This window comes from Sphaerochaeta globosa str. Buddy, from assembly GCF_000190435.1.
Lineage (GTDB): Bacteria > Spirochaetota > Spirochaetia > Sphaerochaetales > Sphaerochaetaceae > Sphaerochaeta > Sphaerochaeta globosa.
In genome coordinates, this window is record NC_015152.1 from 144,849 (window position 1) to 168,818 (window position 23,970).

Below are 23,970 nucleotides of genomic sequence, written 5' to 3' on the forward strand. Positions count from 1 at the left end.
CTAGCGGGAAAGGAACGTCTTTTTTGTTGTTGGAGGTAGAGGATGTGTGGATTTGTAGGTATGTTTGACATTCGCTCGTATACACCCCAGTTGCGTTCCCAGGTCTTGGCGATGTCACGCAAGATTCGTCACCGGGGACCGGATTGGTCCGGGGTGTTTGCATCAGAGAAGGCGGTTATCAGCCATGAGCGGCTGGCCATCGTCGACCCGTTGTCGGGAGGTCAACCGCTGTACAGCAAAGATAGGAATATCGTGTTGGCCGTAAACGGTGAAATCTACAATCACCAGCAGATTCGCAAGCACTACGCCGATACCTATGAGTTCCAGACCCAGAGCGACTGCGAGGTCATTCTCGCCCTGTACCAAGACAAGGGCCCTGATTTTCTTGAGGAGTTGAACGGTATTTTCGCCTTTGCACTCTACGATCAGGAAAAGGATGTGTTTCTCATCGCCCGCGACCATATCGGTATTATTCCCCTGTATCAAGGATGGGACGATGAGGGCCATTACTATGTGGCAAGTGAACTCAAAGCCCTGGAGGGAGTCTGTTCCTCCATTGAGCTCTTTCTGCCCGGTCAGTATTTCTACAGTCCCGATGGAAAGCCCAAGCAGTGGTATTCACGTTCCTGGACCAGCTACGATGTAGTCAAAGAACACGGTGGGAGCATCGAGGAAGTAAAACACGCACTCGAAGCGGCGGTGAAGCGACAGCTGATGAGCGATGTTCCCTACGGAGTATTGCTTTCCGGTGGCCTGGACAGCTCGATTATTGCAGCCATTACCGCCCAGTATGCCCAGAAACGTGTGGAGAGCGATGACCAGGAAACGGCATGGTGGCCCAGGCTCCACTCCTTTGCCATCGGCCTCGAAGGCTCTCCCGACCTTAAGGCGGCCCGCATTGCGGCAGCCTACCTTAAGACGGTGCACCACGAGGTACACTTCACCATCCAGGAAGCCCTCGATGCGCTGTCCGATGTCATTTATCATTTGGAGACCAGTGATATCACCACCGTCAGGGCTGCAACCCCGATGTATCTCCTGGGAAGGGTGATTAAGTCGATGGGCATCAAGATGGTGCTCAGCGGAGAGGGAAGCGACGAGATTTTCGGTGGCTATCTCTACTTTCACAAGGCTCCCAATGCCCGTGAATTTCATGAGGAGACGGTTCGCAAGCTCTCCAAACTTCACCTGTATGACTGCCTCAGGGCCAATAAATCGCTTGCCGCCTGGGGCGTGGAGGGCAGGGTTCCTTTCTTGGACAAGGAGTTCATGGATGTGGCGATGAACCTGAATCCCGACCTCAAGCTCTGCCCTATTGTCGGGGAGAACAAGCGGATCGAGAAGTGGTTGCTCAGAGAAGCGTTCAAGGACTATTTGCCGCCTGAGATTACGTGGAGGCAGAAGGAACAGTTCAGCGACGGGGTTGGATACAACTGGATCGATACGCTCAAGCAGATGACGGCAAACCTCGTCACCGATGAACAGTTTGCCCTTGCTTCCAAGCGCTTTCCCATTCATACCCCTGCCACCAAGGAGGAGTATTACTATCGCTGTCTGTTTGCTTCCCACTTCCCCAGTGAAAGTGCTGCGCGTTGTGTTCCCCGTGAGGACTCGGTCGCCTGTTCAACCGCCAAGGCGTTGGAATGGGACGAGGCGTTCAGGAAAATGAACGAGCCCAGCGGCCGGGCGATAAGCGGAGTGCATGAGTCTGCCTACTAGAACAAGCTTGCCAGCTTCGCAAAGGTTCCGTTCTCGCTGAGGATGACCAATCCAAGCACGAGAAAGACCACCGGTACCAGTACCGTTGAGAAGCGGGAGAGCAGTGCTTTTATATGGCTCTGGTTTGCCAAGAGGTATCCCAGGGCCCAAAAGAGCAGGATGAGGGCAAGAAATACAACCATCGTCACCATAACTGAGGCGGAGTCGAGGGTGACAAACCAGGGTATGTAGATACCCAGGTTGTCCCCTCCGCTTGCGATGGTCACCAAGGTGACGGTCGCAAAGAGGCTTTTCGCTTTGATTGTCGTAGTCTCGTTTTTCTCCACATCCTTGCTCATCATCGCCTTTATTCCCAATATGATGGGAATAAAGCCCAGAAGACCTATAACCCATCCTTCGAGCATTCTGCTCGCAAGGTATGAGCCCAACAGACTGATGGCTACCAACATCCCGATACCCAGTATCTGGCCTGCAAGAATCGATGCGCGCTGGGCGCGGGTCTTTGCCTGTGCATGAAAGAGGATGAGAAGTACCAGGTCATCGATGCTGGTGGAGATGAAGACTACGATTGCAGAGAGTACAACTGATTGCATGTGCATCATAGTCAAGAATTATCCGGATGAAAGTCAAGGGGCATTGACAAAAGGTAACCAATTACCTAATATGCGTAACTAGTTACGTACAGAGGTAAAACTATGGGTCCCGACCAACTGAAAGCAGAACTTTTTGGCACCTTGTTTGTGCTTGCCAACCGTCTCCAAGTTCTGGGCGACCAGATGGATGACCAGATTTCCACCAAGCAGTGGCTGCTTCTGGCAGTTCTGTGCAAGGAGCCCGGAATGGAGTGTACGCTCAGCCAATTGGCGCAGAGCATGGGATCGAGCAGGCAGAATGTGAAGAAGATGGCTCAGATTCTCCAGCAGAAGGGGTTTCTTACCCTGCATAAGCCAAAAGAGGATAAGCGTTCCTTGCTTGTTTCTCCTACCAAGGCGTGTTTCGACCATCTTAGGACACGTGAGGGTAAGGAAGAGGCTTTCATCAGGATGTTCTATCAAGGCTTTGCACCCGAGGACCTTGTTGCAGTGAAGAAGGGATTTTCTCAGTGGATGCAAAACCTACAAGGAATGGAGCAGTCATATGCGAAGGAGAACTAACATGGCGATATTGATCATCCTATCAGTCTTGGTTGTTGCTGTACTTGTCTTGGTTCTGGTCCCTTCGCAGGTGAAAACTCGTTTCAGAGCTATCGAGCGAGTCTTTATCGCTACACAGCAAGCAACAGGTGAGACTTTCACCCGAGAACAGCTGCAAGGGTATCCTATGGCAGTGCAGAACTACTTCATCAAGGGTGGATACATCGGAAAGCAGAAAATGAGTGGGTTGAAGGCTGTTTTCTCTGATACCCCTTTCTCCTTGGGAGTGAACAAGCCTACGGTCACCATCGATTACACGCAGCTCAACCGTGCAGAAAGGCCACAGCGCTATGCGCAGATCAGCAGCAGAATCTATGGTCTGCCTTTTGAAGGGTTGGACTCCTACTCTGAGGGAAAAGGTGCCATGGAAGGCTACCTTGCCAAGTTCTTCAGGATTTTCAACCAGAGGGGGGACTATATGGACAAGGCTTGTTTGGTCACCTACCTTGCCGAAGCCTTCTTTTTGCCGTCGGTTGCCTTGCGTGAGGATATTACCTATGAAGAATTGGATGCGCTGACAGTAAAAGCAACCATGAAAGCCTATGGCATCCAAGTCAGCGGGATATTCACCTTCAACGAGAAGGGAGAAATGGTCAAATTCACTACCAATGATCGTATGGCCGCCTCATTCGATGGAACTTTGGCCCAAATTCCCTGGACTGCCGAGTGTGCCGAGTACACCACCATCGATGGCATGCGAGTTCCTACCCGTTTGAAGGCAACCTGGCACTACCCTGAAGGGGATCTGGTTTACTTTGATGGGAAGGATGTCGAAATAACCTACTTCTAAGACATCAGCCTCGCCGCTGCCAGGCCGTGGATAAGGCTTCTATTCTCGGTGAGCACAAGATTGTGGTCGATCTGCAGCGTGGGAAGCTCCACCTTTCGCTTTGACTCAAGGATTTTCTCCAAGGCCAAGACCGTATAGTATCCCTGCAGTGTGGGGCTTTGGTCTATGACGGCACTGAGAAGTCGGGTTTTCAGGTGGAGGGTGGCTGTGCTGTCCAAGTCATGCAGGACGGTGATGGTGTTCTGCATGCCGACAATTTCCAAGGCATGCAGGAAGTTGGTATTGAAGGCCGGGATCAGGTACATTGCCTGTACCTTGCCTTGGTATTGTTGGACAAGGTTGAAAATCTGAGTATCCGTCTCTTGTGCCTGCAGTTTGGTATCGAAGTATTCGATATGGACGATAATGTGAGGAAATGATTGCTTCATGAGATTCATGAAGCCTTCCAGGCGCATGTTGTTGATGTTCGGTCCCTTTGCCTGGGAAAGATTATCCTCATTGCATTGGAGTACCAGAACCTCCTTCTTCTCTGAGAGGAGAAGGGTCCGGGCGATGAAGTCGGCGGCAAGCCGACCCCCTGCTGCATAATCCGATCCTATATAGGTGTGGCGCTTGCTCTGGGGGGCGTCGATGTTGAAGGTTACATAGGGAAGCCCTGCCTGCTCAATGCGGTCAAGTATGGTTGCGATGTCATACATTCTCTGGTTTACCAGGGCGACCGCATCGACACCGTGTTCAATTTCTTGCTCAAGCAAGGTGAGATAGGCTTGGGTGTCGAGTTCGGGAACCCGATGATAGTGCACTTCGTAGTCGAAGGCTTTCAGCTGTTGGGCTGCCACCTGTACCCCTTTGTTGATCTCGTCCCAGAAATAGCGGGGAAGGGTGGAGGAGAAGAGGGCGATGGTTCGTTTCTTGTTGCGAACCAACACCTGGCTGGCCCGGTGCGGTTCATATCCCATTTCTTTTGCATAATCGAGGATTCTTTGCTTCAATGTATCAGAGACATACCCGTTGCTGTTCAGTGCACGGTTCACAGTCATGTACGAGATTCCCAGATTCTTTGCAATTTCTTTCTGTGTAATGCCCATACGTCCTCTGCTGTAGCAAGAATATCGGTTATCTTCTCACAAAAAGTATTTTGTTGACAACCGAATACCCGTGTGTTATACGTATAACATACCATAGTATTTGATTATTGGTACTAAAAAAAGGAGAATCAAATGAAAAAAATGCTGTTAGTATTGCTGGCACTTCTACTTGCCTTCAGTCCTCTGTTTGCAGCAGGACAACAGGAGAAGAAGGATGAACCTGTCACGCTTAATGTGTTGTTCTACAGCCCTGAGCTTGCCGAGCAGTACACCGACATGGTTGCTGCGTATAAGCAGGCAACCGGTGTTACCCTCGACATTACCGTTCTGCAGACTGATTACCGTTCTGTCTTGACCAGCCGTCTGAACTCCGGCGACGTTCCTGATGTTTTCATGAGCAGCGCCTATGCAGACAACTCCACCTACAAGGATTATGTCTACGACCTGACCAATGAGGATTTCATTAAGCTGATCGAACCCGGTGCCCTCCAGGGTGTCATCAGCGATGGAAAAGTGACCGGTTACCCCTTCCTGGTTCAGTCACACTCTTTCATTTACAACAAGAAAGTCTTCAAGGATAACGGAATTACCGCCCTTCCCAAGACCCTCTCCGAGTTTGAGGCTGTTGCAAAGAAACTGCAGGCCAACGGCGTACAACCTTTTGCCACCGGTTTCAAGGAATTCTGGGTACTTCCCCAGACTGCATGGCAGGCCATCGGCAATGTGCCGACCGAAAACTATGGCGGTTATGAGAAGTTCGTAGGCATGCTCAACAGCGGTTCTCTCAAATTCAAGGACATTCCCCAAATGGCCCAACTGTTCGATCTGTTGGACTTGATCAAGAAGTATGGCGGTCCGAAGCCGAACGAATCAGACTTCAACGACCAAACTTCCTCCCTGGCAACAGGCAAGGTTGCTATGATCCATCAGGGCAACTGGGCTGAGGACTCCATCCGCAAGACCAATCCAGAAATCGAAATCGGCTTCCTTGCCGGTCCGACGGGAAACAATGCAGCAACTGCCGGTATTATGTTCGATTCCAACCAGACTATTCGTATCGCCAAGGACGGAAAGAATCGTCAGGCGGCGCTCGATTGGCTGAGATGGCTCACCACCAGCGAATATGGCAAGAACTGGATTCCAGCAAAGGTAAAGCAGCTCTCTCCGATTATCGGAGCGGCAGCCCCCGATTCCCAGGTTGCCAAGGAAACTTCCGCTCTGCTTGCAAGTGGAACCCCGGGATATCCCTGGTTCTACCAGATGTTCCCCACCGGAACCGAGCAACAGCTTGGGGCTATTCTGCAGGGCTATTGCGCAGGTATCACCGATCGCGCTCAGACCCTCGATGCTCTGGATGCAGCCTACGCCAAGATTGCCAAGGCAGCTCAGTAACAACGTTTCACCTTCGATCGTGGCCGGAAGAAATTCCGGCCACTAGGTAGACAGCATGACACAACTGCAACGAAAACAGCTCAATAGAGGTCTGATCTTCCTCCTCTTCACCCTGCCGGCTTTTGCGGCAATCCTTGTCTCGGTTGAAATTCCCTTTCTGATGAGTGTGTTCTCCTCCTTTACCAAATGGAACGGGTTGGACAAGGCACAAACCTTCATCGGACTGGAGAATTACAAGGAACTGTTTCTTGACGACCTGGACATGTGGAAAGCTTTCGGCTTTACCTTGCGCCTTACCCTGGGAAGTGTGCTGGCGATCAACATCTGTGCGTTGCTGCTTGCCGTTGTTCTGGATAGCGATATCCGGGGAAAGAACGTGCTTCGTGCGGCGTTCTATGTGCCCAATATTATCAGCTTGATCATTATCGGCTACATTTGGCGTTTTATTTTCTCCGCCGGCTTTGACTCCTTCTTCCAGAAAACGGGGTGGGAAGTTTTTATGCTCAGTTGGCTGGGGGATGTGAATATTATCTATTTTAGTGTGCTCATGGTTTCTCTGTGGCACTCACTGGGATTTTATCTGGTAGTCTACATTGCAGGACTGCAGACCGTTCCCCGCGACCTGATCGAGGCTTCCATGATCGACGGTGCGAACCGGACCAAGCGTTTCTTTCGCATTACCTTGCCTTTGATCATGCCGTCTATAACCGTATGTGTCTTCCATTCCCTCTCCAATGGGCTGAAGGCCTTTGATGTCATTTTCAGCCTTACCAACGGGGGACCGGGCAATACCACCACCACTATTGCTCTGGATATCTACCGAACAGCCTTTGTCATCAACCGATTCGGCTATGGAACAGCGAAGTCCGTTGTACTCTTTCTGATGATTCTTATCCTCTCAGTCATCCAAGTCAGGGTGTTCAAGCAGCGGGAGGTGGAAGTATGAAAAAGCGTTCGTTTCCTGCAACCATGGCAACGATTATTCTTTTCATGATTGCCATCGGGTATCTTTATCCGCTTTTCTTGGTGGTCATCAACTCATTCAAGACGTTCAGTGAGATTACCAGCAATGTACTTTCCCTCCCAACCAGGCTGGTCTGGGAGAACTTTCAGAATGCGTTCAAGATCATGAACTATCCCCGGTATTTTATGAATACCATGCTGGCGACCACGGTGGGTGTCTGCGGTGTTGTATTGGTGAGTTCCTTGGCAGGGTACAAACTCTCCAGGACCAAGACCCGGTACAGCTTCATTATGTTCATGGTCCTTATCGCTCCCATGATGATTCCGTTCCATTCCTTTATGATCTCGCTGGTAAAGGTGGCCAAGGAACTGCACCTTATCGGCTCTCCCTTGGGTCTGGGAGTTCTTTACTGGGGTTTGGGTGCATCCTTAGCCCTCTTCATGTACCATGGCGCAGTAAAATCGGTACCCCAGGAACTCGATGACTGTGCTCTTATCGATGGGGCATCGCCGCTTCGAGCCTTTTTTCAGATAATTTTCCCCTTGTTGCAGCCGGTGACCGTCTCAGTCATCGTCATCAATACGATGTGGATGTGGAATGACTTTTTACTGCCTCTGTTGGTGCTCAGCGGTTCGAAAAAATCCTTGACCCTCCAATTGGCAGCCTATAACTTTTTTGGTCTTTACAAGGTCGAATGGAACTTTGCCATGGCAGGGGTTTTGTTGACCATTCTTCCGGCGATTCTGTTCTACTTGAGCTTACAACGCTACATCATCAAGGGAATGATCGCCGGTGCGGTAAAAACATAACGGGAGATAGACTATGAAATTTAGAGACGGCTATTGGAATATCCACAAGCACGTTCGTCATTTGCCAAAGGTTGCTATTGTCGATATAGAAGAAAACCAGGGAAAGCTCTCTGTGTTCGCTGCTACCAAGAAGATCGAGCATCGCGGGTCAACCCTCAATACTCCGATGATTACCCTAGAGCTGAGCTCTCCGCTTCCGAATGTGCTGCATGTACGTTCCTATCATTTCAAGGGGTCCTTGCAGAAGGGACCGTTCTTTGAGATTGCAGCTGATAAGCCGGGGCAGCTGAACATAACACACAATCCCGAAGGTTTTTCTGCCCGGACGCAGGATGTATGTGCACAGGTGGCGACCAGCGGGCCTGCTGATGTCCACTTTCTGTATAAAGGCAAACCGTTGACCGTCTCAGCCGGCCTGCTCGGCGGCCATGCCATCCTGCATGACCAGGATCCCTATCAGGTGGAGTATCTCAACCTCAGTGTAGGGGAGACCATTTATGGACTTGGTGAGCGCTTTACCCCGTTTGTCAAGAATGGACAGGTAGTGGATATTTGGAACGAGGATGGGGGTACCAGCAGCGAGCAGGCTTATAAGAACATTCCTTTTTACCTCTCCTCCAAAGGCTACGGGGTGCTTGTTGCCAACCCGGGCAAGGTCTCCTTCGAGGTATGCTCGGAGGTGGTTACCGCGGTGCAGTTCTCAGTGCCCGGCCAATGCCTCGACTACTATATCATCGGCGGTGATGACCTGAAGGAAGTGATGGCGAATTATGCTTTGCTTACCGGCAAGCCTGCCTTGGTTCCGCCGTGGTCGTTCGGTCTGTGGCTCTCTACCTCCTTTGTAACAAACTATGATGAAAAGACGGTGAACAGTTTCATAGATGGAATGCAGCAGCGAAAGATTCCGTTGCATGTATTTCATTTCGATTGCTTCTGGATGCGTGAATTCCAGTGGGTCGACTTCTTGTGGGATACACGCCAGTTCCCCGACCCCAAGGCAATGCTGAAACGGATGCATGACCGGGGACTGAAGATCTGCGTATGGATCAATCCCTATGTCGCCCAGAAATCGTACTTGTTTGATGAGGGGATGGCAAAGGGCTATTTGGTGAAGAATCCTGACGGCAGCGTGTGGCAGTGGGACCGCTGGCAAGCCGGCATGGGTTTGGTTGACTTCACCAATCCCGAGGCGGTGAAGTGGTATCAGGGCAAGCTGGCCCTACTGCTGGAGATGGGGGTCGATACATTCAAGACTGACTTCGGTGAGAGAATTCCCACCCAGGTTGAATATTTTGACCACTCTGATCCTATGTTGATGCACAACTACTACACATACCTCTACAACCAAGCGGTATTTACCCTGCTCCAGGAAAAACGCGGTAAACACGAGGCATTGGTTTTTGCCCGTTCTGCAACCGTCGGCGGTCAGAAGTTCCCCGTGCATTGGGGAGGTGACTGTTCGGCTACGTATGAGTCGATGGCAGAGAGCATCCGCGGAGGCTTGTCGCTCTCCTTGTGTGGGTTCGGCTATTGGAGCCACGATATCGGAGGCTTCGAGAAGCTTGCCACAGCTGACTTATTCAAGCGTTGGGTTGCCTTCGGGTTGCTTTCCTCCCATAGTCGCCTGCATGGAAACGAATCGTATCGCGTGCCTTGGGACTTCGATGCAGAGGCCTGCAAGGTTCTCAAAGCATTTGTAGAGCTCAAATGCTCGCTGATGCCCTACCTCTTCACCCAAGCTTGCATAACACATGAGACTGGGCTTCCGATGCTGCGTGCCATGGTTCTGGAGTTCCCTTCCGATCCTGTTTGTGCATACCTCGATAGGCAGTACCTGCTTGGTGAAAGTCTGTTGGTAGCGCCCATTTTCCAAGGCGATGGAAAGGCTGTGTATTACTTGCCCAAGGGTAGGTGGACCCATCTGTTGAGCAACCAGGAAGTGGAGGGTGGTGCCTATCAAGAAGAGCACTATGACTATTTCAGTCTTCCTCTCTTTGTGAGGCCGAACAGCCTCCTGGCTATCGGAAGCAATACAGAGAAACCCGACTATGCCTACAACGACCAAGTTACGTTCCATCTTTTTGCTTTGGATGACGCAAAAGAGGCAAAAGCCAGCGTGCATGCACATGATGGTACAGAGCTGGCGGTTTGCAAGGTACGAAGAAGCGGCTCTGTGTACGAGGTTGCGGTAGAAGGGGCGATGAAGAACTGGGCTTTGTGTCTGAGAAACATCGACCAGGTTGCATCAGTTTCCGCCGGTAAGCTTTCCCGGACAATGCAAGGTATCGTGGTGACATTCTCTTCCCACGAGAAGGAGTGCAGGATTATTACTGCATAGACTATGCGATTGAAAGAGTATCTTTTCATAAGGGCCTTCAAGGTGAGGGCCCTTATTCTTGGCTCACTGGTTTTCAGAGTTTAGCTTTTGAAAAATCCGGAGAAGAAGAGGGTATGAGGTTTTTATGTTCAAGCATGCAGGAGCCTTCCTGAAGCTTCTGATAGAGAGAGATTGCCGATCTTCTGGCTATCAAGGATCACTAACCCGAAACGGGTAGTGACCCTCGATGACTTGGCTGGGGGCACAAACCTCGCTTTCATACCGATTACGATGGAAAGCTCGGCCTCGCAGGCAAGGCGCTTGCACCTCGCAGGGTATTTGATGTCCCCATCTTGGGCCAGTGCAGCGGTGGAATTTTTATTCATGAACTGTTTTTGTGTTAATACACATAAAAAGTACGAATCTTGTTGTTTTGAAAAGGCATGTTTTATATGATTGAAGTGAACTAGAAGTGTGTGGATACACAAAAACGGAGTGTGTTTGTGATAATTAAAAGAGATAGGTATCTGAAGAAGCTGATTGAGAGAAGAGAAAATGGGCTCGTAAAGGTCATTACTGGCATACGCCGTAGCGGAAAAAGCGTTCTTCTGAACACTCTATATCATGACTATCTGTTGGACTGCGGTGTAAAAGAGTCCCAAATCATAATGCTGGCTTTGGATCAGGACATAAACGCCAAATACAGAAATCCACTTGTACTAGGTGAGTATATAAGGGAGATAGCTTCACAATCGCATGAAATGCAGTATGTGTTTCTTGACGAGATACAGAAAGTTGCTGAAATCAAAAACCCATATCTTGCTTCCAATGAAGAAAAAATAACGTTCGTCGATACACTTCTCGGTCTTATGGCAATCAAGAACATCGACCTTTATGTCACTGGAAGCAATTCAAAAATGCTTTCTAGTGATATTCTGACCGCATTCCGTGGCAGAGGGGATGAGATACGCATGAATCCTCTGTCATACAGTGAGTTCTATTCTCAGTATGGCGAAGACAAAAGGCACGCATGGAGGGATTACATCACATATGGAGGCATGCCTTTTGTTCTTAGCAGAAGAAGCCATGAGGATAAAGCAAAATATCTCAGGGATTTGTTTTCAAAGATATACATAACCGATGTTGTTGAAAGGAACAGAATTTTGAATGACAGGGAGACGCTGGAAGATCTTCTGGATTTTACTGCATCGGCAATTGGTTCCTTGACAAATCCAACCAGACTGGAGCATACGTTCTTGTCACTGAAAAAACAGAAAATTTCCCATGTAACAATATCAAGGTATCTTGAGTACTTGGAAGATGCATTCATCTTGTCCAAAGCCAAAAGGTTTGACATTAAAGGTAGAAAATATATAGGTTCGCCTATGAAGTATTATTTCACAGACATTGGACTGAGAAACGCCAGGTTGGGATTTTGTCAGATGGAAGAGACCCATATCATGGAGAATGTCATATACAACGAGCTTATGCTCCGTGGATATAGTGTAGACGTGGGAAACCTTGAGGCCTTTGAAAAGGATGCAGAAAACAAGACTGTAAGGAAGCAGCTTGAAGTTGATTTTGTTGCAAATGATGGATCACGTGTATGTTACATCCAGTCTGCATTGTCGATTGATGACGAAAAGAAGAGAATCCAGGAGACAAGACCTTTTAGAACCATACATGATTCATTTAAGAAGATTGTCATTATCAAGGATGATATCATTCCTTGGCATGACAATGCAGGTGTCTTGTATTTAGGGATAGAACAGTTTCTGTTGGAAGAAGATTCGATCAGATTGTAGTTCAGAGTAAGAACTATGAGTGTTCCCTATGATGTCGGATTTTAACATCTTCCTGTTGTTAAGTACTCTGATAGAGAAATCGTCAATCTCTTGGCAATCAAGGGCCACTACCTGAAACTGGTAGTGACCATCGAGGATATCCTGCTTACCCAATCGTATTCTTCAACACTCCCAACCCCTCGATGATGATCTGTACCGTATCACCATGGTGCATCCCGCTGATGCCGCCCGGTGTTCCGGTGAGAATAATGTCCCCGGGCAGGAGCGTCATTACCTGTGAGAGGTAGCTTACCAGGAAGGGAACCGAGAAAATGAGGTTGCTGGTATTGGACTTCTGCATTGTTTTGCCGTTCACCCGGCTTTCAATGACCAGATTGGAGGGATCTACCTCATCGCTGATGAAGGGCCCGAAAGGGCAGAAGGTGTCGAAGCTCTTGGAAACAGTCCACTGCCCCTGTTTGGGTTGGAGGTCACGGGCGGTGACATCGTTGGCACAAGTATAGCCGAGGATATACTTGTTGACGTCGGTGATGGGAACGAACCTTGCTTTCTTACCGATGACAATGGCAAGTTCGGCCTCATAGTCAAGACGCTTGCACATTGCAGGGTACTGGATAACCCCATTAGGATTCAGCGAAGCCGTAGAGGGCTTAATGAAAACCACCGGCTCGGTAGGGATGGGAAGCTGGAACTCCTGGGCATGGTCCTTATAGTTGAGCCCAATGCAAATAGCCTTGGTATACTCACAAGGGGTGAGCAGCTCAACCTCTGAAAGATTGAGTTTCTTGTCAGTAATTGTGTATTGCTCGAAGGGAGAACCCTCGAGTACTTGAATGGTCTCCTGTTCAAGAAGCCCGTACTTGATTGTGTCCTGGTAAGTGAAGCGTAGGTATTTCATAGGCTAAGCATAGCAAAGAGGGCTAGGAAAGACAATTGACAAAGTATGCGTTTCCCACCACCGTATAGAGTATGAAACGTTATGCAAAATGTCCTTTGGCCCGCACCTGCGGCGCCTGTCAATTAATGGATTATTCCTACTCCAAGCAGTTGGAGATGAAAATGGCTTATTTGGAGGACCTGCTGGGCCAGTTTGGTCCAATTGCCCCCATACAAGGTATGGACGATCCCACCAGCTATCGCACCAAAGTCCAAGCTACTTTCGGCTACGATTGGAAAGATAGCCTGGTCAGCGGCATCTATCAGGAGGGTACCCACCTGTTGGTACCCATTCGTACGTGCATGGTGCAGCACCCGCTTGCTGACAGCATCCTCAAGACAATCCGCAACCTAGCCACCCGGTTCCAGATCACCGCCTATGACGAGGATGAAGGGTATGGCTACCTTCGCCATGTCCTGATCAAGATCAGCCGCAAGACGAATGAGGCCATGGTGGTCCTGGTATGCGCTCAGTGGCCGATCCCCTCATCGGATAATTTCATTGCAGCACTGAAGCAGCAGCATCCTGAAATTACCACCATCGCACTGAATATGAATCGCGAACAGACCAGCATGGTACTCAGTGAGATTCCCATAAAAGTCCTGTGGGGAAAAGGCTACATTGAGGAAGAACTCTGCTCTCTTACCTTCCGCATCTCCCACTCCTCCTTCTTCCAGGTCAATGTCGAGCAGGCCCAAGTCCTCTATACGCTTGCTATGCGCATGGCACAGATTGACAACGATGACGTTGTTGTGGATGCGTATTGTGGTACGGGAACCATTGCTTTGATAGCCGCAAAAGAAGGTGCAAAGCAAGTTATTGGTATAGAATCGAATGAGCAAGCTGTCGAAGATGCCAAATTGAATGCTGAGCGCAACAACCTGACCAATGCAGAATTTATCTGTGCCGATGCCTCAGCCCACCTCAAGGAGATGTCCAAGGCAAAGCAGAGCTGTGACGTTCTTTTCCTCGATCCACCACGCAGCGGTAGTGACGAACGCTTTTTGGCAGCGGCCATACGGCTTGCTCCCAAGCGCATTGTCTACATTTCCTGCAATCCCAAAACGCTGGAACGAGACCTTCGGTACCTACTCAGGTTCAGTGACTATGAAGTCAGTGGCATCCAGCCGGTGGATATGTTCCCGCATACCGAGCATCTTGAGACTGTGGTCTTGATGACTAGAAGATTCGACCTGGATAATTAAAACAACCCAAAATGGCGAAGAAAGGCCTTTGGAGCGATGTTTTCTGTAAAATATTGTTTTAAAAGGCTTAGTTGTGTTCTCTATCATCAAGATTGCTTCCTCTGATACACTAGGGGAAGACTATAGTCCTGATGTAATGATGTAATGAGTAGAAAGACAGGGAAATTTTTATTACGCCAAAATATGGCGTAATAAAAAAGATATTTGGCAAAATATTTGGTACACTATGAGTGGAGGACGACTTATTGAAATACTTCGAAACTGAAAAGGTTGAACTGAAAGAAAAGGTCACTGACTCACTCGTAAAGGATATCGAGGCATTTCTGAACAGTGATGGGGGAAGTGTCTATATCGGTGTGAAGGATGATGGGACAGTCATTGGCGTGCCGAAGATAGATGAAACCCTGAGAGAAATCTCTGATATCATCACAGATAAAATAGAACCGAATGCCATTGACTGTGTCCGTCCTGAGGTTGTGTATGAGGGACAGGTCATTGTCATCAAATTGAATATTTCTAAAGGTAGTTCTGGAATCTATTGCATTAGGAAATTCGGATTGTCTTCTAATGGTTGCCATATCAGGGTTGGAACAACCTGCAAATCCTTGTCTTCCGAAATGATCAATGTCAGGTATCAGAGGAACTTTATGGATAGTGACCTGATGATAAAAAGGCCAGCGTATTTCGGTAATATTACATTCCGCACGCTGAAGATATTCCTATCTGAAAAGGGATACCATCTTGACGAAAACTTCTTCGAACAAAACTTTAAGCTCCGTAATCTGGAAGGACAATACAATCAGTTGGCTGAACTTCTATCGGACAAGAATACTGTTCCTTTTATTGTAGTCAGGTTCAGGGGAAAGGATAAGTCCTCCATCTCGGAAAGAATGGATTATGGCAATAACTCTATCTTGTTGGCATATGATAAGATCCGTAATCGCCTTGAAGCAGAAAATACTTGTGTCGTAGACACTACAGTCAGACCTAGGGTGGAGAGACGGCTATTTGATCTGGATGCTGTAAATGAGGTTGTCATGAATGCCTTGATTCACAATGACTACAGAATCACAGAGCCCCTTATTGCATTCTATGATGACAGACTGGAAATAACATCTCATGGAGGTTTGCCTGTAGGCCTAACAAGAGAAGAATTCTTCATGGGAATCAGTAAGCCTCGGAATTCTTCCTTGATGGAAATCTTTGCAAAACTTGGAATTACTGAGCACACAGGGCATGGGATTCCTTCTGTAATAAGTAAATATGGAAAGGGAGTGTTCGATATTCATGATTCATTCATCAATGTTGTCATTCCCTATGACAAGGAAGTGGCTTCGTTGAGTGGCGCATTAAATGGCGCATTAAAAAGCTCTCAACAGATAGAAGCGTCTGGTGTTTCGATTACTCAACAGGAACGGAGTGTCGTCAATCAGTTGATAGTGAATCCTACATCAACCACGAAGGAGTTGGAAAAAGAATGCAGTATCTCATATCGTACTGTTCAAAGGATTATTTCCACTCTGAAGGAAAAGGGGCTCCTCGAACGAGAAGGAAGCAAGAAGAATGGTACATGGAAGGTCCGAATAAAATAAAAATTCTTTCGTATGTATCAGGTACATAATTGTTTCAGTCTTGAACAAGTTGAGAGTTTGGTACTGTTGAATTGCACACAGTCTTTTTGGGATTCCTATTCAGTCAACTCGACACGGATGTGTTCATGGGAATATGCCGACTAGTAAGTATTGTCAGGCAGGGGAAAGGCTTTATGTAATGGTGAAGAAGAATCCCTGTCTGCTGGTGTCTGCTATGTGTGTCATAAGGGATCTCGGCATAGCATAGTCAATAAAGGTGATGAAGATTTTATTATCCTTACGGTTGTGGTAGAACGATAAACGTAGATTTGTTGGATATGTTCCCACGAACTGACAAACGCTCAGAACAGGGTTGATTTGTTTCCCGAAAGCAACTGCATCAATACTACTGTCACAATTCATCTGGAGACGATGGTGCTTTTGACAAGGGGGTAGAACTGACGTTGAGAGCAGCAATTCCCATTGTCGTTCGGTATACTATTTGCAATGTATATGCAATGCATGATAACTGTGATATCCTTGGTATCAGGAGATAGAGATGGCAAGCACAACTATAAGTCTACGAACAGATACCGAATTGAAAGCTCAGGCAGAAGAGATACTGAATCAATTGGGGATGACCCTGAACGGAACATTCAATATGCTGCTGAACCAGATTGTACGGGAGAAATCAGTGCCGTTGAGCCTTTCCCTTTCGTCTCAAAACACGCTGTACGCAGATTTACTCACAGCAGAAGCTGAGAGGAATAATGGATATGTTGGGCGATCTTCAGATGATATTCTTAAAGAACTTGACTTGATTGTTGCAGCGGCAGAAGCCAGCTATGAAGTATAGAGTCATCATGTCTCGTAAGGCAGATGAGATGCTTGTTGTTCATGTGCGTTTTCTTGCACAGGTAAGTATTTCTGCTGCAAAAATCCTGAGAAACGAGGTAGCTTTTGTTTTGAAAAGTTTTGAAGACAATCCTTATCTCTATCAATTGGAAGCGGATTTGAATCTTCCTGCTGGAAAGTATAGAAGGGCTGTATTTGTAAAGAGATACAAGGCTGTATTCTTCATTTCAGGTGATACTGTGTATGTTGATGCAATTGTAGATTGTCGTCAGGAATATCGCACTACATAAGGCTGGGAAAACTTCGTCGTAGTTCAGGTTGGGCTTATCATATTACTGTGATCAGTTCTCCTGCAATCGATGGAATTGCTATCGCTGGCAGTACTGAATATGCACTAGATTGATAGAAAACCAAGAGGGAGGTTTCATACGCAATACTACCATGTTGATGTATTCTCAAAAGGAAAGCTTACCGGTAATGGATTAACCGTTTTAATTTGCAACCGCTTTCCAACAAATGAAACGATGCTTCAGATTACCCGGGAAATGAAGCAGTATGAAACGATTTTTCTCAGAAAGCTTCAGGATTGCGAATATAGAGCAAGAATTTTCACCAAAGATGAAGAACTCGATTTTGCGGGGCATCCGATCCTTGGCGCCGCTGCTGTAGTGCAGCTGGTGCATGGACTCAAGGAACAAGCGGAAGTCATATTTCATCTGAATTGCAAGGATGTTTCCGTTACCAGTGTTGCCATCGAATACGGGCAAGAATATGTCTGTAGTATGAATCAGGGACCAGCACAAACTATCGGATGCATTGCAGCATCCGACTATGCGAAGTTGATAAGGCCGCTTGGGTTAAGTATGGATGATCTTGCAAAAGCATATCCTTTAGAGGTTGTTACAACCGGTTTATCCTACCTTATCGTTCCCATTCGCAATGGAATTGAAAACACAGGCATTATTGCAAAGGACTACGAATCGCTGGTTCTCTCCTACGGAGCAAAGTTTGTCTATGTCTTTGATATTGATGCAATGGAAGGTAGAACATGGGATTTTAGTGGGCTTGAGGACGTGGCCACAGGCAGTGCCGCCGGACCGGTGGGGGCATATCTGTGTGAGCATGGTATCTGCCAAGAAGGTGAGGAGATGATCCTTCACCAAGGGCGATTTCTAGAAAGACCGAGTGAACTTCGAGTTTTGAAAGAGAAAGAAACAGGAAACATATTTGTCAGTGGAAATGTTTCGATTATTGCCAAGGGAACGTTCTATGGATGAGGAATCGAAGCCGATAGTACTTCGTAAGTGAAACACTGCAAATGTGTCACAACTGGGGCAGTGAAGGCAACTGAAGATAGTGTTCCCGGCTGAAAAACAGTTAGTGCAATATTCGACGGATGATTCCCGTCTGCCAGGAAGGCGGGAGAAGATTCAAGAGCCGAAGTAAAGGGTTGCGGTTGATAGTGTACACATACCGTGGCCGTCTGGCCCTCAGAATCCGTAATGCCAGGTTCGCAATCTTCTCTGATGGGATGCTGTGCGACTCCACTTTGTCGACGATGGTGCGGAATCGAAGTGCATTACATGAGTATAATTCAGTTGTTTCACAGAAAGCATCCAATCGGTTTGTGGAAACCCCTAAGAGGGCGGTACTGACAGCCCCCGGACGTAGCAGCGATACACTGAACCCGAGAAGCTGAATCTCCATGCGAAGTGCATACGCATAGCTTTCCAGAGCAGTTTTCGTTGCTGCATATATTCCGGTAAACGGAAGCGGGTCCAACGGCGCCAATTCGCTGGTTGTGATAATAATCCTTCCGCTTGGTTCCAAGAGCGGGAGAAAGAGGCGGTTGATGCGGTACACCCCGAAGAGATTGATATTGAAGATGCGGACAAATTCTTCTTCGGGGATTTCGATCAGGGAGTTCAAATCGTACATTCCTGCAAAGTGAAGAATAGCTTGGATGGAACCAGCTTCTTCCTTGACCCTCTGAAAAGCAGCTTCCAGTTGGGCGCTGTCTGTTACATCGGCTGTGAGAAAATGGAAAGAAAACGGACCTTTTGGTTGACGATAATCCAGACCATACACGGTATATCCGGATGCGGCCAACAGCTGGCAGGTTGCGAATCCCATGCCTCCGCTTGAGCCTGTTACGAGAATGTTCATACTCATATGCCAATTACTATAGCTGAACTTCCACTGTGAATCTACCTTGACCTGCAACCCAAGGATGCGGGAACGGAATTCGGTGATGAGGCATTCTAGAGGTGGACATGTTTGTTCGGAGCGCTCATAGTGAAGCCAGAGTTTTGATGCCTAAAGAAGGATGGAAACTGCACCAAGAGGTTTATGAAGAGAGGAGTTGGCACATGCAGATGGGCGATATCAAACTGGGTATGGTTACCAAAGAAACCATCCATGAGCACCTTGTGTTGAGAAATCTGCTGAAGATGTACTGCTATGAATGGTCCCAGTACAATACGCTTGAGGTGAATGCGGATGGGAATTTTGCTTTTGAAACATGCGCATCCGATTATTGGACAAAAGAGGGGTATCATGCCTTGCTGATCTCTGTCCATGGTACGTGGGCAGGCTTTGTTCTCTTTGACAAGGAAGGCCTCATTGTGCATAAGGATTATGATTATTCCCTGGCAGAGTTTTTTGTGATGTACACGTATCGGCGTGGCGGTGTTGGAAGGTATGTTGCCAAGTACCTTTTTGATTCGTTCCCTGGAACATGGGAGATAGGCTACCATCCGAAGAATACCCCTTCCGTGTATTTCTGGGACAAAGTAGTCAACGAATATACGAACGGGGCATACGAAGTGAGACGTTCATGCCCTGAAAACAAGTACCATGACGGGACGCTGGGAGACGTGCTCTCTTTCAATTCCTGTACATCAAGGATGAGCGAACGCTGATTCCCACTCGGCTGCAAGGTATGGTTTTCTCTCTGCTTTGCGTAGTATAGGGTTGAAGTTTGCTACATACAGAGGAGCACGTATTTGGACATGAATCGAAAAACAATCATTACAATCGGTCTTATTGCAGGGCTTCTCATTAGTATTGTCATTGCCCTTCTTGGCTTGTCGTTGTATGGCAAGGCAATGATGGGAAAGATTCCGGCTCTCTCATTCGATGAGGCTCTGCACTACACGCTGCAGGACAATGAAGGGGCGGTTGTTACGGTAGGCCTACTCAAGGACGGACAAGCTTCCTATACCGTCTACGGCCCCGATGGGGCTATTCTTCCTCCTACGCTTCACACCTATGAAATTGGTTCTCTGACGAAAACCTTTACGGCAACGCTGGTGGCGAAAGCCGTTCAGGAAGGAAGGATTTCATTGGACGATACCATCGATCAGTATATTGCACTGCCATCCAACAACACGTATCCAACCATCGAACAGCTTTTGACGCACACCTCAGGCTACAAGTCACTCTATTTTGCATGGCCGATGGCAGCGAACTTCTTTACCAGGGATAACGACTTTTTCGGCATTACGAAAGCCATGGTAAGAAATCGATTGGCTTCGTTGTCCGTGCCTGACACAACGTATGCATACGAGTATTCAAACTTCGGCTATGCCACCTTGGCTCTTGTTTTAGAAGAAATCTACGATCAGGAGTATGCAGCACTGGTTACTGCATTGGCATGCGACGATTTGCATCTGCCAAATACGCACATTTCTGATAAGAACGGGGACTTGGGCGACTATTGGCAGTGGAAGGCAGGCGATGCATACCTGAGTGCCGGTGGATTGGTGTCAACTATTGAAGACATGTTGGCGTATGCGCAGCTGCAGCTTGGCAAGCAAGGCTACATCGGTTCAAGCCAGGAAAGCCTTCAGCACATTGGTGCCACAAACGAGCAGTATGAGCTGCTGGGCATCCGCCTCGACTGGATCGCAATGGCTTGGATAATCGATGAAGAGAACGGTTTTATCTGGCATAACGGTGCAACCAGCAAGTACAACAGCTATCTGGCCTTCGATCCTGTTCGTCAGATAGCTGTGGTGATTCTCTCAAACCTCTCAGCGAAATCCCGTATTCCCGCAACAGTGCTCGGTGTAAAGCTGATGCAAGGATTGTAATTGTTTTGATATTTATAGACATTCCTGTTTCTGTGTCTATACAAAATACTTGCAGTAAGATAGATTAGACTAAGAGTCTAATACATTGGAAGGCGAGTCTATGACAAAGTCCATTCGTAAGAAAAAAGACATTGAAAATCGACGAAATGAAATACTGGATGCAGTAGAACGCATCTATGAACAAGGTACCTTTGAAACGGTGACCATGGATGAAATTGCCAAGGAAGCCGAGTTTACCAAGCAAACGCTCTATGCCTATTTCAAGGGCAAGGACGAAATAATGGCGTCGATCTATGTACGTGCCGCCAATAAAATCAATCAGATGATCAAAGCGAAGCTCGATGAGAAAGAGTCTATGACCGGGTATGAGAAACTTGATCTAATGAGGATTGTATTTACCGAAATAGCCGTGAAGAAGCCTTTCTACACAAAAATGATGTCGATCTACCAACTCAAGGATTTGCGAGAGTTCAAGAACCTGGGAATCTACGATGAGATACTTGCCAAGAATGCCAATCTGTCCAGCTACATGTCCGACTGCATATCCCGGGGCAAATTGGACGGAAGTATCGCAAGTACTGTTGATGTCCAAAGCGGTGTCTTGTTTCTGAAAGCACTCATTCTGGGAACTGTCTCGATGGTCGTCTATAATGAGGAATACTTACGCCAGGAACTGGATTTAACCCCTTTTGATTCATTGAGAAACATCTTTGAATTCAGTATGAGAGCGTTTCAATCGAAGTAACAGAAAGCACAGGAAATACCTTGTAAAGCCCTCCGGCTTCCGTGCAAACAACCGGTCATGCCACGCGATGACTGTCAGATACTGGTATGTTCAAACACTACAGGAAGGAATGAAAAACAGAATGTTTTGGAAAATTGTACTCAATGACTTCAAGAGAAAAAAAGTAATCACGCTCTCTGTTTTTATTTTGATGACCATGGCAGTTATATTGGGCTCCAGTGCGACCAACATCATCGCAAACCTGATCCAGTCGATAACCGATCTGAAGGAGAAGGCCAGCCCTGCCGATATTGCTCAGATGCATGCGGGAGAATATTCTCAAGCCTCTTTGGACAGATTTACCGAACAAAACCAAGAGCATATCGCAATGCAGGAAACGATGACGCTTCTGCCCATCGAGGGATTCGATATCCAATATGGTGACAATAAAACCTTTGGGGGAACCATCCAGGATATTTTCTTTGTCGTGCAGAATAAGAAGTTCGATTTCCTGTTGGACCTGAACAATGAGAAGCTCGAGGTGGGCGAAGGGGAAGTGGCGGTTCCCATCCATTTCATGGTAGAGCATGACCTACAAGTCGGTGATACCCTCACCGTGGCAACACAAGAGTATACGAAAGCGTTCACCATCTCCGATTACGTACGTGACTATGAGATGAATGCCGCAATTGCTTCTTCCAAGCGATTTGTCGTCAACCCGGCCGACTATGAGGGTATGCTCGAGAAGCAAACGGGTACCTTGGAATACATCATTGAATTCAAGCTGAAAGAAAACGGCAGCGCCCAGGCTGTTCAGACTGCCTATATCGAAGCAGGGCTTCCGGCAAACGGTCCTACCGTCGGGGCGATGGTGTTCATGCTCTTCAATGCGATGTCCGATGTGGCAATTGCCATGGTAATTGTGGTAATCGGGAGCCTGCTCATCGTTATTTCCGCGTTCTGCATCAAACTTACGTTTTTGGCAACCATGGATGAGGACCTGAGAGAAATCGGGGTCATGAAGGCGATGGGACTCTGTAAAAGGGACATCAGGGGTGTGTACCTGACCAAATACAGAGTCATGGCACTCGCTGCGGGATTACTGGGCTATCTCCTCTCGTTTGGTGCAGTTCAGCTGTTCAGCGGCAATATGCGGCTTTTTCTCTCCTCGGACCTGACGGGAAACCTAAAATTTGTGCTTTCCCTTGTTGCCCCCCTGCTTGTCTATCTCATGATCATGCTGTACTGCAAGAAAGTACTGAAAAGAATCGATGCCATCACGGCAGTCCAGGCCTTGCGTTCCGATATACGGGAGAATGGGAAGAGCAAGAACTATAGGTTCTCGCTGATGAATAACAAGTTTTTGGGCACCAACCTCTCCATGGCGCTTCGTGATGTCGCTGTGCGTTTCAAGTTGTATCGGTTGCTGCTTGGGATTTTTATCGTAAGTACCTTCATCGTAATTCTTCCCCTGAATGTCTATAACACCATGAATTCCCCGGATTTTTCAACCTACATGGGAATTGGGAAATCCGATATGAGAATTGATGTACGAAAAACGAAGACCATCGTACAGGATTTCCAGAGGCTGCAGGAAGAATTGGCACATGACTCGGACATCCACACATTTGCAGCCTATGTAACCTGTTACTACCAGATACAGAACACAGAAGGTGCATGGGATTATGTATTGCTTGAGACGGGTGATTTCTCGGTCTTCCCCTTACAGTACTTGCAAGGCAGGGCGCCGATGAGGGAGGGAGAAATTGCACTTTCCTATGCCAATGCCTCAGCAGATGGATTACATAAGAACATAGGTGATGAGGTGGTAATAAAGGTTGGCGGAGTCGATACAAGACTGAAGGTGTGCGGTATCTATCAGGACATTACCAATGGCGGAAAAACCGCAAAAGCACACAGCAGTCTTGGTTTGAACGAAGACTCCATTCTGTGGTACATCGTGAACATCGATGTCGTTCCAGGCGTCGAGATACGCGAAAAAATGGATTACTATCAGAAATCGTATGCAACTGCTCAGGTTAATGACATCAGAGAGTATACAAGACAGACTCTTGGAAACCTCATCGATCAGATGGGAAAAGTAGTTCTATTCGGTGGTTTGGTTGCAATCCTCATTGTCGTGTTGATTACTGCACTTTTTCTGAAAATGCTGCTGTCAAAGGATATGTCCCAAATCGCAATCATGAGAAGCATTGGACTGAATACCAAAACCATCAGGGGCCACTATATGACGGGAACGATAACGATTCTGGTCCTTGGAATCATCGTAGGAGTGATTGCTTCCCATTACCTCGGCGGCCTGATTGTGAGTATGGCAATGTCCTCAATGGGGGTTGCAAGCATGCAACTCATCGAGGTCCCTTGGCAGACCTGGTTGGTGTGCCCGCTTATACTGCTAGTGGTGGTGGGCCTGACCGTATCGGTTTGCTGCAGGGTTACGGTAGAAGACGATATTTCTGTGGTACTAAGAAGTTAGCGTACATTGG

General features: G+C 47.7%; 23 protein-coding genes. 18 read left to right on the forward strand and 5 right to left on the reverse strand.

Annotated elements, in window-relative coordinates; translation table 11 throughout:
- The first annotated feature begins 42 nt into the window (after window positions 1-42).
- Complete coding sequence (gene asnB / locus SPIBUDDY_RS00630) at window positions 43-1,719, forward strand: asparagine synthase B (protein WP_013605822.1); 1,677 nt, start codon at window positions 43-45, stop codon at window positions 1,717-1,719.
- Here the strand turns inward: asnB and SPIBUDDY_RS00635 are convergent.
- The gene (locus SPIBUDDY_RS00635; RefSeq protein WP_041380448.1) at window positions 1,716-2,312 is read right to left on the reverse strand and encodes a cadmium resistance transporter; all 597 of its coding nucleotides are present in this window, start codon (window positions 2,310-2,312) and stop codon (window positions 1,716-1,718) included. The genes asnB and SPIBUDDY_RS00635 overlap by 4 nt on opposite strands.
- Before the next feature lie 102 nt (window positions 2,313-2,414).
- Between SPIBUDDY_RS00635 and SPIBUDDY_RS00640 the strand changes: the two genes are divergently transcribed.
- Together SPIBUDDY_RS00640 and SPIBUDDY_RS00645 are read left to right on the forward strand one after the other, a co-directional pair.
- Window positions 2,415-2,873, forward strand: coding sequence for a MarR family winged helix-turn-helix transcriptional regulator (locus tag SPIBUDDY_RS00640; protein WP_013605824.1), 459 nt, complete (start codon window positions 2,415-2,417; stop codon window positions 2,871-2,873).
- Between the two features lies 1 nt (window position 2,874).
- Entirely contained in the window at window positions 2,875-3,702 is an 828-nt protein-coding gene (locus SPIBUDDY_RS00645; RefSeq protein ID WP_013605825.1) for a DUF6544 family protein, read from the forward strand.
- On the opposite strand, the gene SPIBUDDY_RS00650 is transcribed toward SPIBUDDY_RS00645, so the two are convergent.
- A complete protein-coding gene (locus tag SPIBUDDY_RS00650) occupies window positions 3,699-4,790 on the reverse strand; it encodes a LacI family DNA-binding transcriptional regulator (protein ID WP_013605826.1) in 1,092 nt (363 codons plus the stop codon). The genes SPIBUDDY_RS00645 and SPIBUDDY_RS00650 overlap by 4 nt on opposite strands.
- 132 nt (window positions 4,791-4,922) lie before the next feature.
- Between SPIBUDDY_RS00650 and SPIBUDDY_RS00655 the strand changes: the two genes are divergently transcribed.
- From SPIBUDDY_RS00655 to yicI, 4 genes are read left to right on the forward strand one after another with little or no spacing between them, the layout of a single operon-like run.
- Window positions 4,923-6,182: an ABC transporter substrate-binding protein gene (locus SPIBUDDY_RS00655; protein ID WP_013605827.1), complete on the forward strand. Its 1,260-nt coding sequence runs from the start codon at window positions 4,923-4,925 to the stop codon at window positions 6,180-6,182.
- A gap of 55 nt (window positions 6,183-6,237) precedes the next feature.
- The gene (locus tag SPIBUDDY_RS00660) at window positions 6,238-7,128 is read left to right on the forward strand and encodes a carbohydrate ABC transporter permease (protein ID WP_013605828.1); all 891 of its coding nucleotides are present in this window, start codon (window positions 6,238-6,240) and stop codon (window positions 7,126-7,128) included.
- Complete coding sequence (locus SPIBUDDY_RS00665) at window positions 7,125-7,955, forward strand: carbohydrate ABC transporter permease (protein WP_013605829.1); 831 nt, start codon at window positions 7,125-7,127, stop codon at window positions 7,953-7,955. Before SPIBUDDY_RS00660 ends, SPIBUDDY_RS00665 begins: the two co-directional genes overlap by 4 nt.
- A gap of 13 nt (window positions 7,956-7,968) precedes the next feature.
- Window positions 7,969-10,293: an alpha-xylosidase gene (gene yicI, locus SPIBUDDY_RS00670; RefSeq protein ID WP_013605830.1), complete on the forward strand. Its 2,325-nt coding sequence runs from the start codon at window positions 7,969-7,971 to the stop codon at window positions 10,291-10,293.
- A gap of 128 nt (window positions 10,294-10,421) precedes the next feature.
- Here the strand turns inward: yicI and SPIBUDDY_RS16250 are convergent, their stop codons facing one another.
- Window positions 10,422-10,760 carry a fumarylacetoacetate hydrolase family protein gene (locus tag SPIBUDDY_RS16250; protein WP_245523790.1) on the reverse strand — a complete coding sequence of 113 codons (339 nt, stop codon included), beginning with the start codon at window positions 10,758-10,760 and terminating at the stop codon, window positions 10,422-10,424.
- Window positions 10,761-10,775: 15 nt separating this feature from the next.
- Between SPIBUDDY_RS16250 and SPIBUDDY_RS00680 the strand changes: the two genes are divergently transcribed.
- Entirely contained in the window at window positions 10,776-12,077 is a 1,302-nt protein-coding gene (locus SPIBUDDY_RS00680) for an ATP-binding protein (RefSeq protein WP_013605831.1), read from the forward strand.
- A 145-nt stretch (window positions 12,078-12,222) separates the two neighbouring features.
- On the opposite strand, the gene SPIBUDDY_RS00685 is transcribed toward SPIBUDDY_RS00680, so the two are convergent.
- On the reverse strand, window positions 12,223-12,975 hold the full coding sequence (locus SPIBUDDY_RS00685; protein WP_013605832.1) for a fumarylacetoacetate hydrolase family protein: 753 nt from the start codon (window positions 12,973-12,975) through the stop codon (window positions 12,223-12,225).
- A gap of 71 nt (window positions 12,976-13,046) precedes the next feature.
- Between SPIBUDDY_RS00685 and rlmD the strand changes: the two genes are divergently transcribed.
- The 6 genes from rlmD (at window position 13,047) to SPIBUDDY_RS00710 (ending at window position 17,922) form a co-directional block, all read left to right on the forward strand.
- Window positions 13,047-14,219 carry a 23S rRNA (uracil(1939)-C(5))-methyltransferase RlmD gene (gene rlmD, locus SPIBUDDY_RS00690; RefSeq protein ID WP_013605833.1) on the forward strand — a complete coding sequence of 391 codons (1,173 nt, stop codon included), beginning with the start codon at window positions 13,047-13,049 and terminating at the stop codon, window positions 14,217-14,219.
- Window positions 14,220-14,464: 245 nt separating this feature from the next.
- The gene (locus tag SPIBUDDY_RS00695) at window positions 14,465-15,811 is read left to right on the forward strand and encodes an RNA-binding domain-containing protein (RefSeq protein WP_013605834.1); all 1,347 of its coding nucleotides are present in this window, start codon (window positions 14,465-14,467) and stop codon (window positions 15,809-15,811) included.
- A 150-nt stretch (window positions 15,812-15,961) separates the two neighbouring features.
- Window positions 15,962-16,111, forward strand: coding sequence for a cupin domain-containing protein (locus SPIBUDDY_RS16485; RefSeq protein ID WP_155816020.1), 150 nt, complete (start codon window positions 15,962-15,964; stop codon window positions 16,109-16,111).
- Between the two features lie 238 nt (window positions 16,112-16,349).
- Complete coding sequence (locus SPIBUDDY_RS00700) at window positions 16,350-16,646, forward strand: type II toxin-antitoxin system RelB/DinJ family antitoxin (protein ID WP_013605835.1); 297 nt, start codon at window positions 16,350-16,352, stop codon at window positions 16,644-16,646.
- 7 nt (window positions 16,647-16,653) lie between these two features.
- Window positions 16,654-16,935 carry a hypothetical protein gene (locus SPIBUDDY_RS00705; protein ID WP_215904716.1) on the forward strand — a complete coding sequence of 94 codons (282 nt, stop codon included), beginning with the start codon at window positions 16,654-16,656 and terminating at the stop codon, window positions 16,933-16,935.
- A gap of 108 nt (window positions 16,936-17,043) precedes the next feature.
- On the forward strand, window positions 17,044-17,922 hold the full coding sequence (locus SPIBUDDY_RS00710) for a PhzF family phenazine biosynthesis protein (RefSeq protein ID WP_013605837.1): 879 nt from the start codon (window positions 17,044-17,046) through the stop codon (window positions 17,920-17,922).
- 100 nt (window positions 17,923-18,022) lie between these two features.
- Here SPIBUDDY_RS00710 and SPIBUDDY_RS00715 read toward each other — a convergent pair whose 3' ends face one another.
- Window positions 18,023-18,817 carry an SDR family NAD(P)-dependent oxidoreductase gene (locus SPIBUDDY_RS00715; protein ID WP_041380455.1) on the reverse strand — a complete coding sequence of 265 codons (795 nt, stop codon included), beginning with the start codon at window positions 18,815-18,817 and terminating at the stop codon, window positions 18,023-18,025.
- Between the two features lie 197 nt (window positions 18,818-19,014).
- On the opposite strand from SPIBUDDY_RS00715, the gene SPIBUDDY_RS00720 reads away from it, so the two are divergent.
- The 4 genes from SPIBUDDY_RS00720 (at window position 19,015) to SPIBUDDY_RS00735 (ending at window position 23,960) form a co-directional block, all read left to right on the forward strand.
- Window positions 19,015-19,566: a GNAT family N-acetyltransferase gene (locus SPIBUDDY_RS00720; RefSeq protein WP_013605839.1), complete on the forward strand. Its 552-nt coding sequence runs from the start codon at window positions 19,015-19,017 to the stop codon at window positions 19,564-19,566.
- A gap of 90 nt (window positions 19,567-19,656) precedes the next feature.
- Window positions 19,657-20,739, forward strand: a complete 1,083-nt coding sequence (locus tag SPIBUDDY_RS00725) for a serine hydrolase domain-containing protein (protein ID WP_155816021.1) — start codon at window positions 19,657-19,659, stop codon at window positions 20,737-20,739.
- Window positions 20,740-20,839: 100 nt separating this feature from the next.
- The gene (locus SPIBUDDY_RS15540) at window positions 20,840-21,484 is read left to right on the forward strand and encodes a TetR/AcrR family transcriptional regulator (RefSeq protein ID WP_013605841.1); all 645 of its coding nucleotides are present in this window, start codon (window positions 20,840-20,842) and stop codon (window positions 21,482-21,484) included.
- A gap of 196 nt (window positions 21,485-21,680) precedes the next feature.
- Window positions 21,681-23,960 (forward strand): ABC transporter permease, encoded by a 2,280-nt coding sequence (locus tag SPIBUDDY_RS00735; RefSeq protein ID WP_215904717.1) that lies wholly within the window; start codon window positions 21,681-21,683, stop codon window positions 23,958-23,960.
- The last annotated feature ends 10 nt before the right edge of the window (window positions 23,961-23,970 follow it).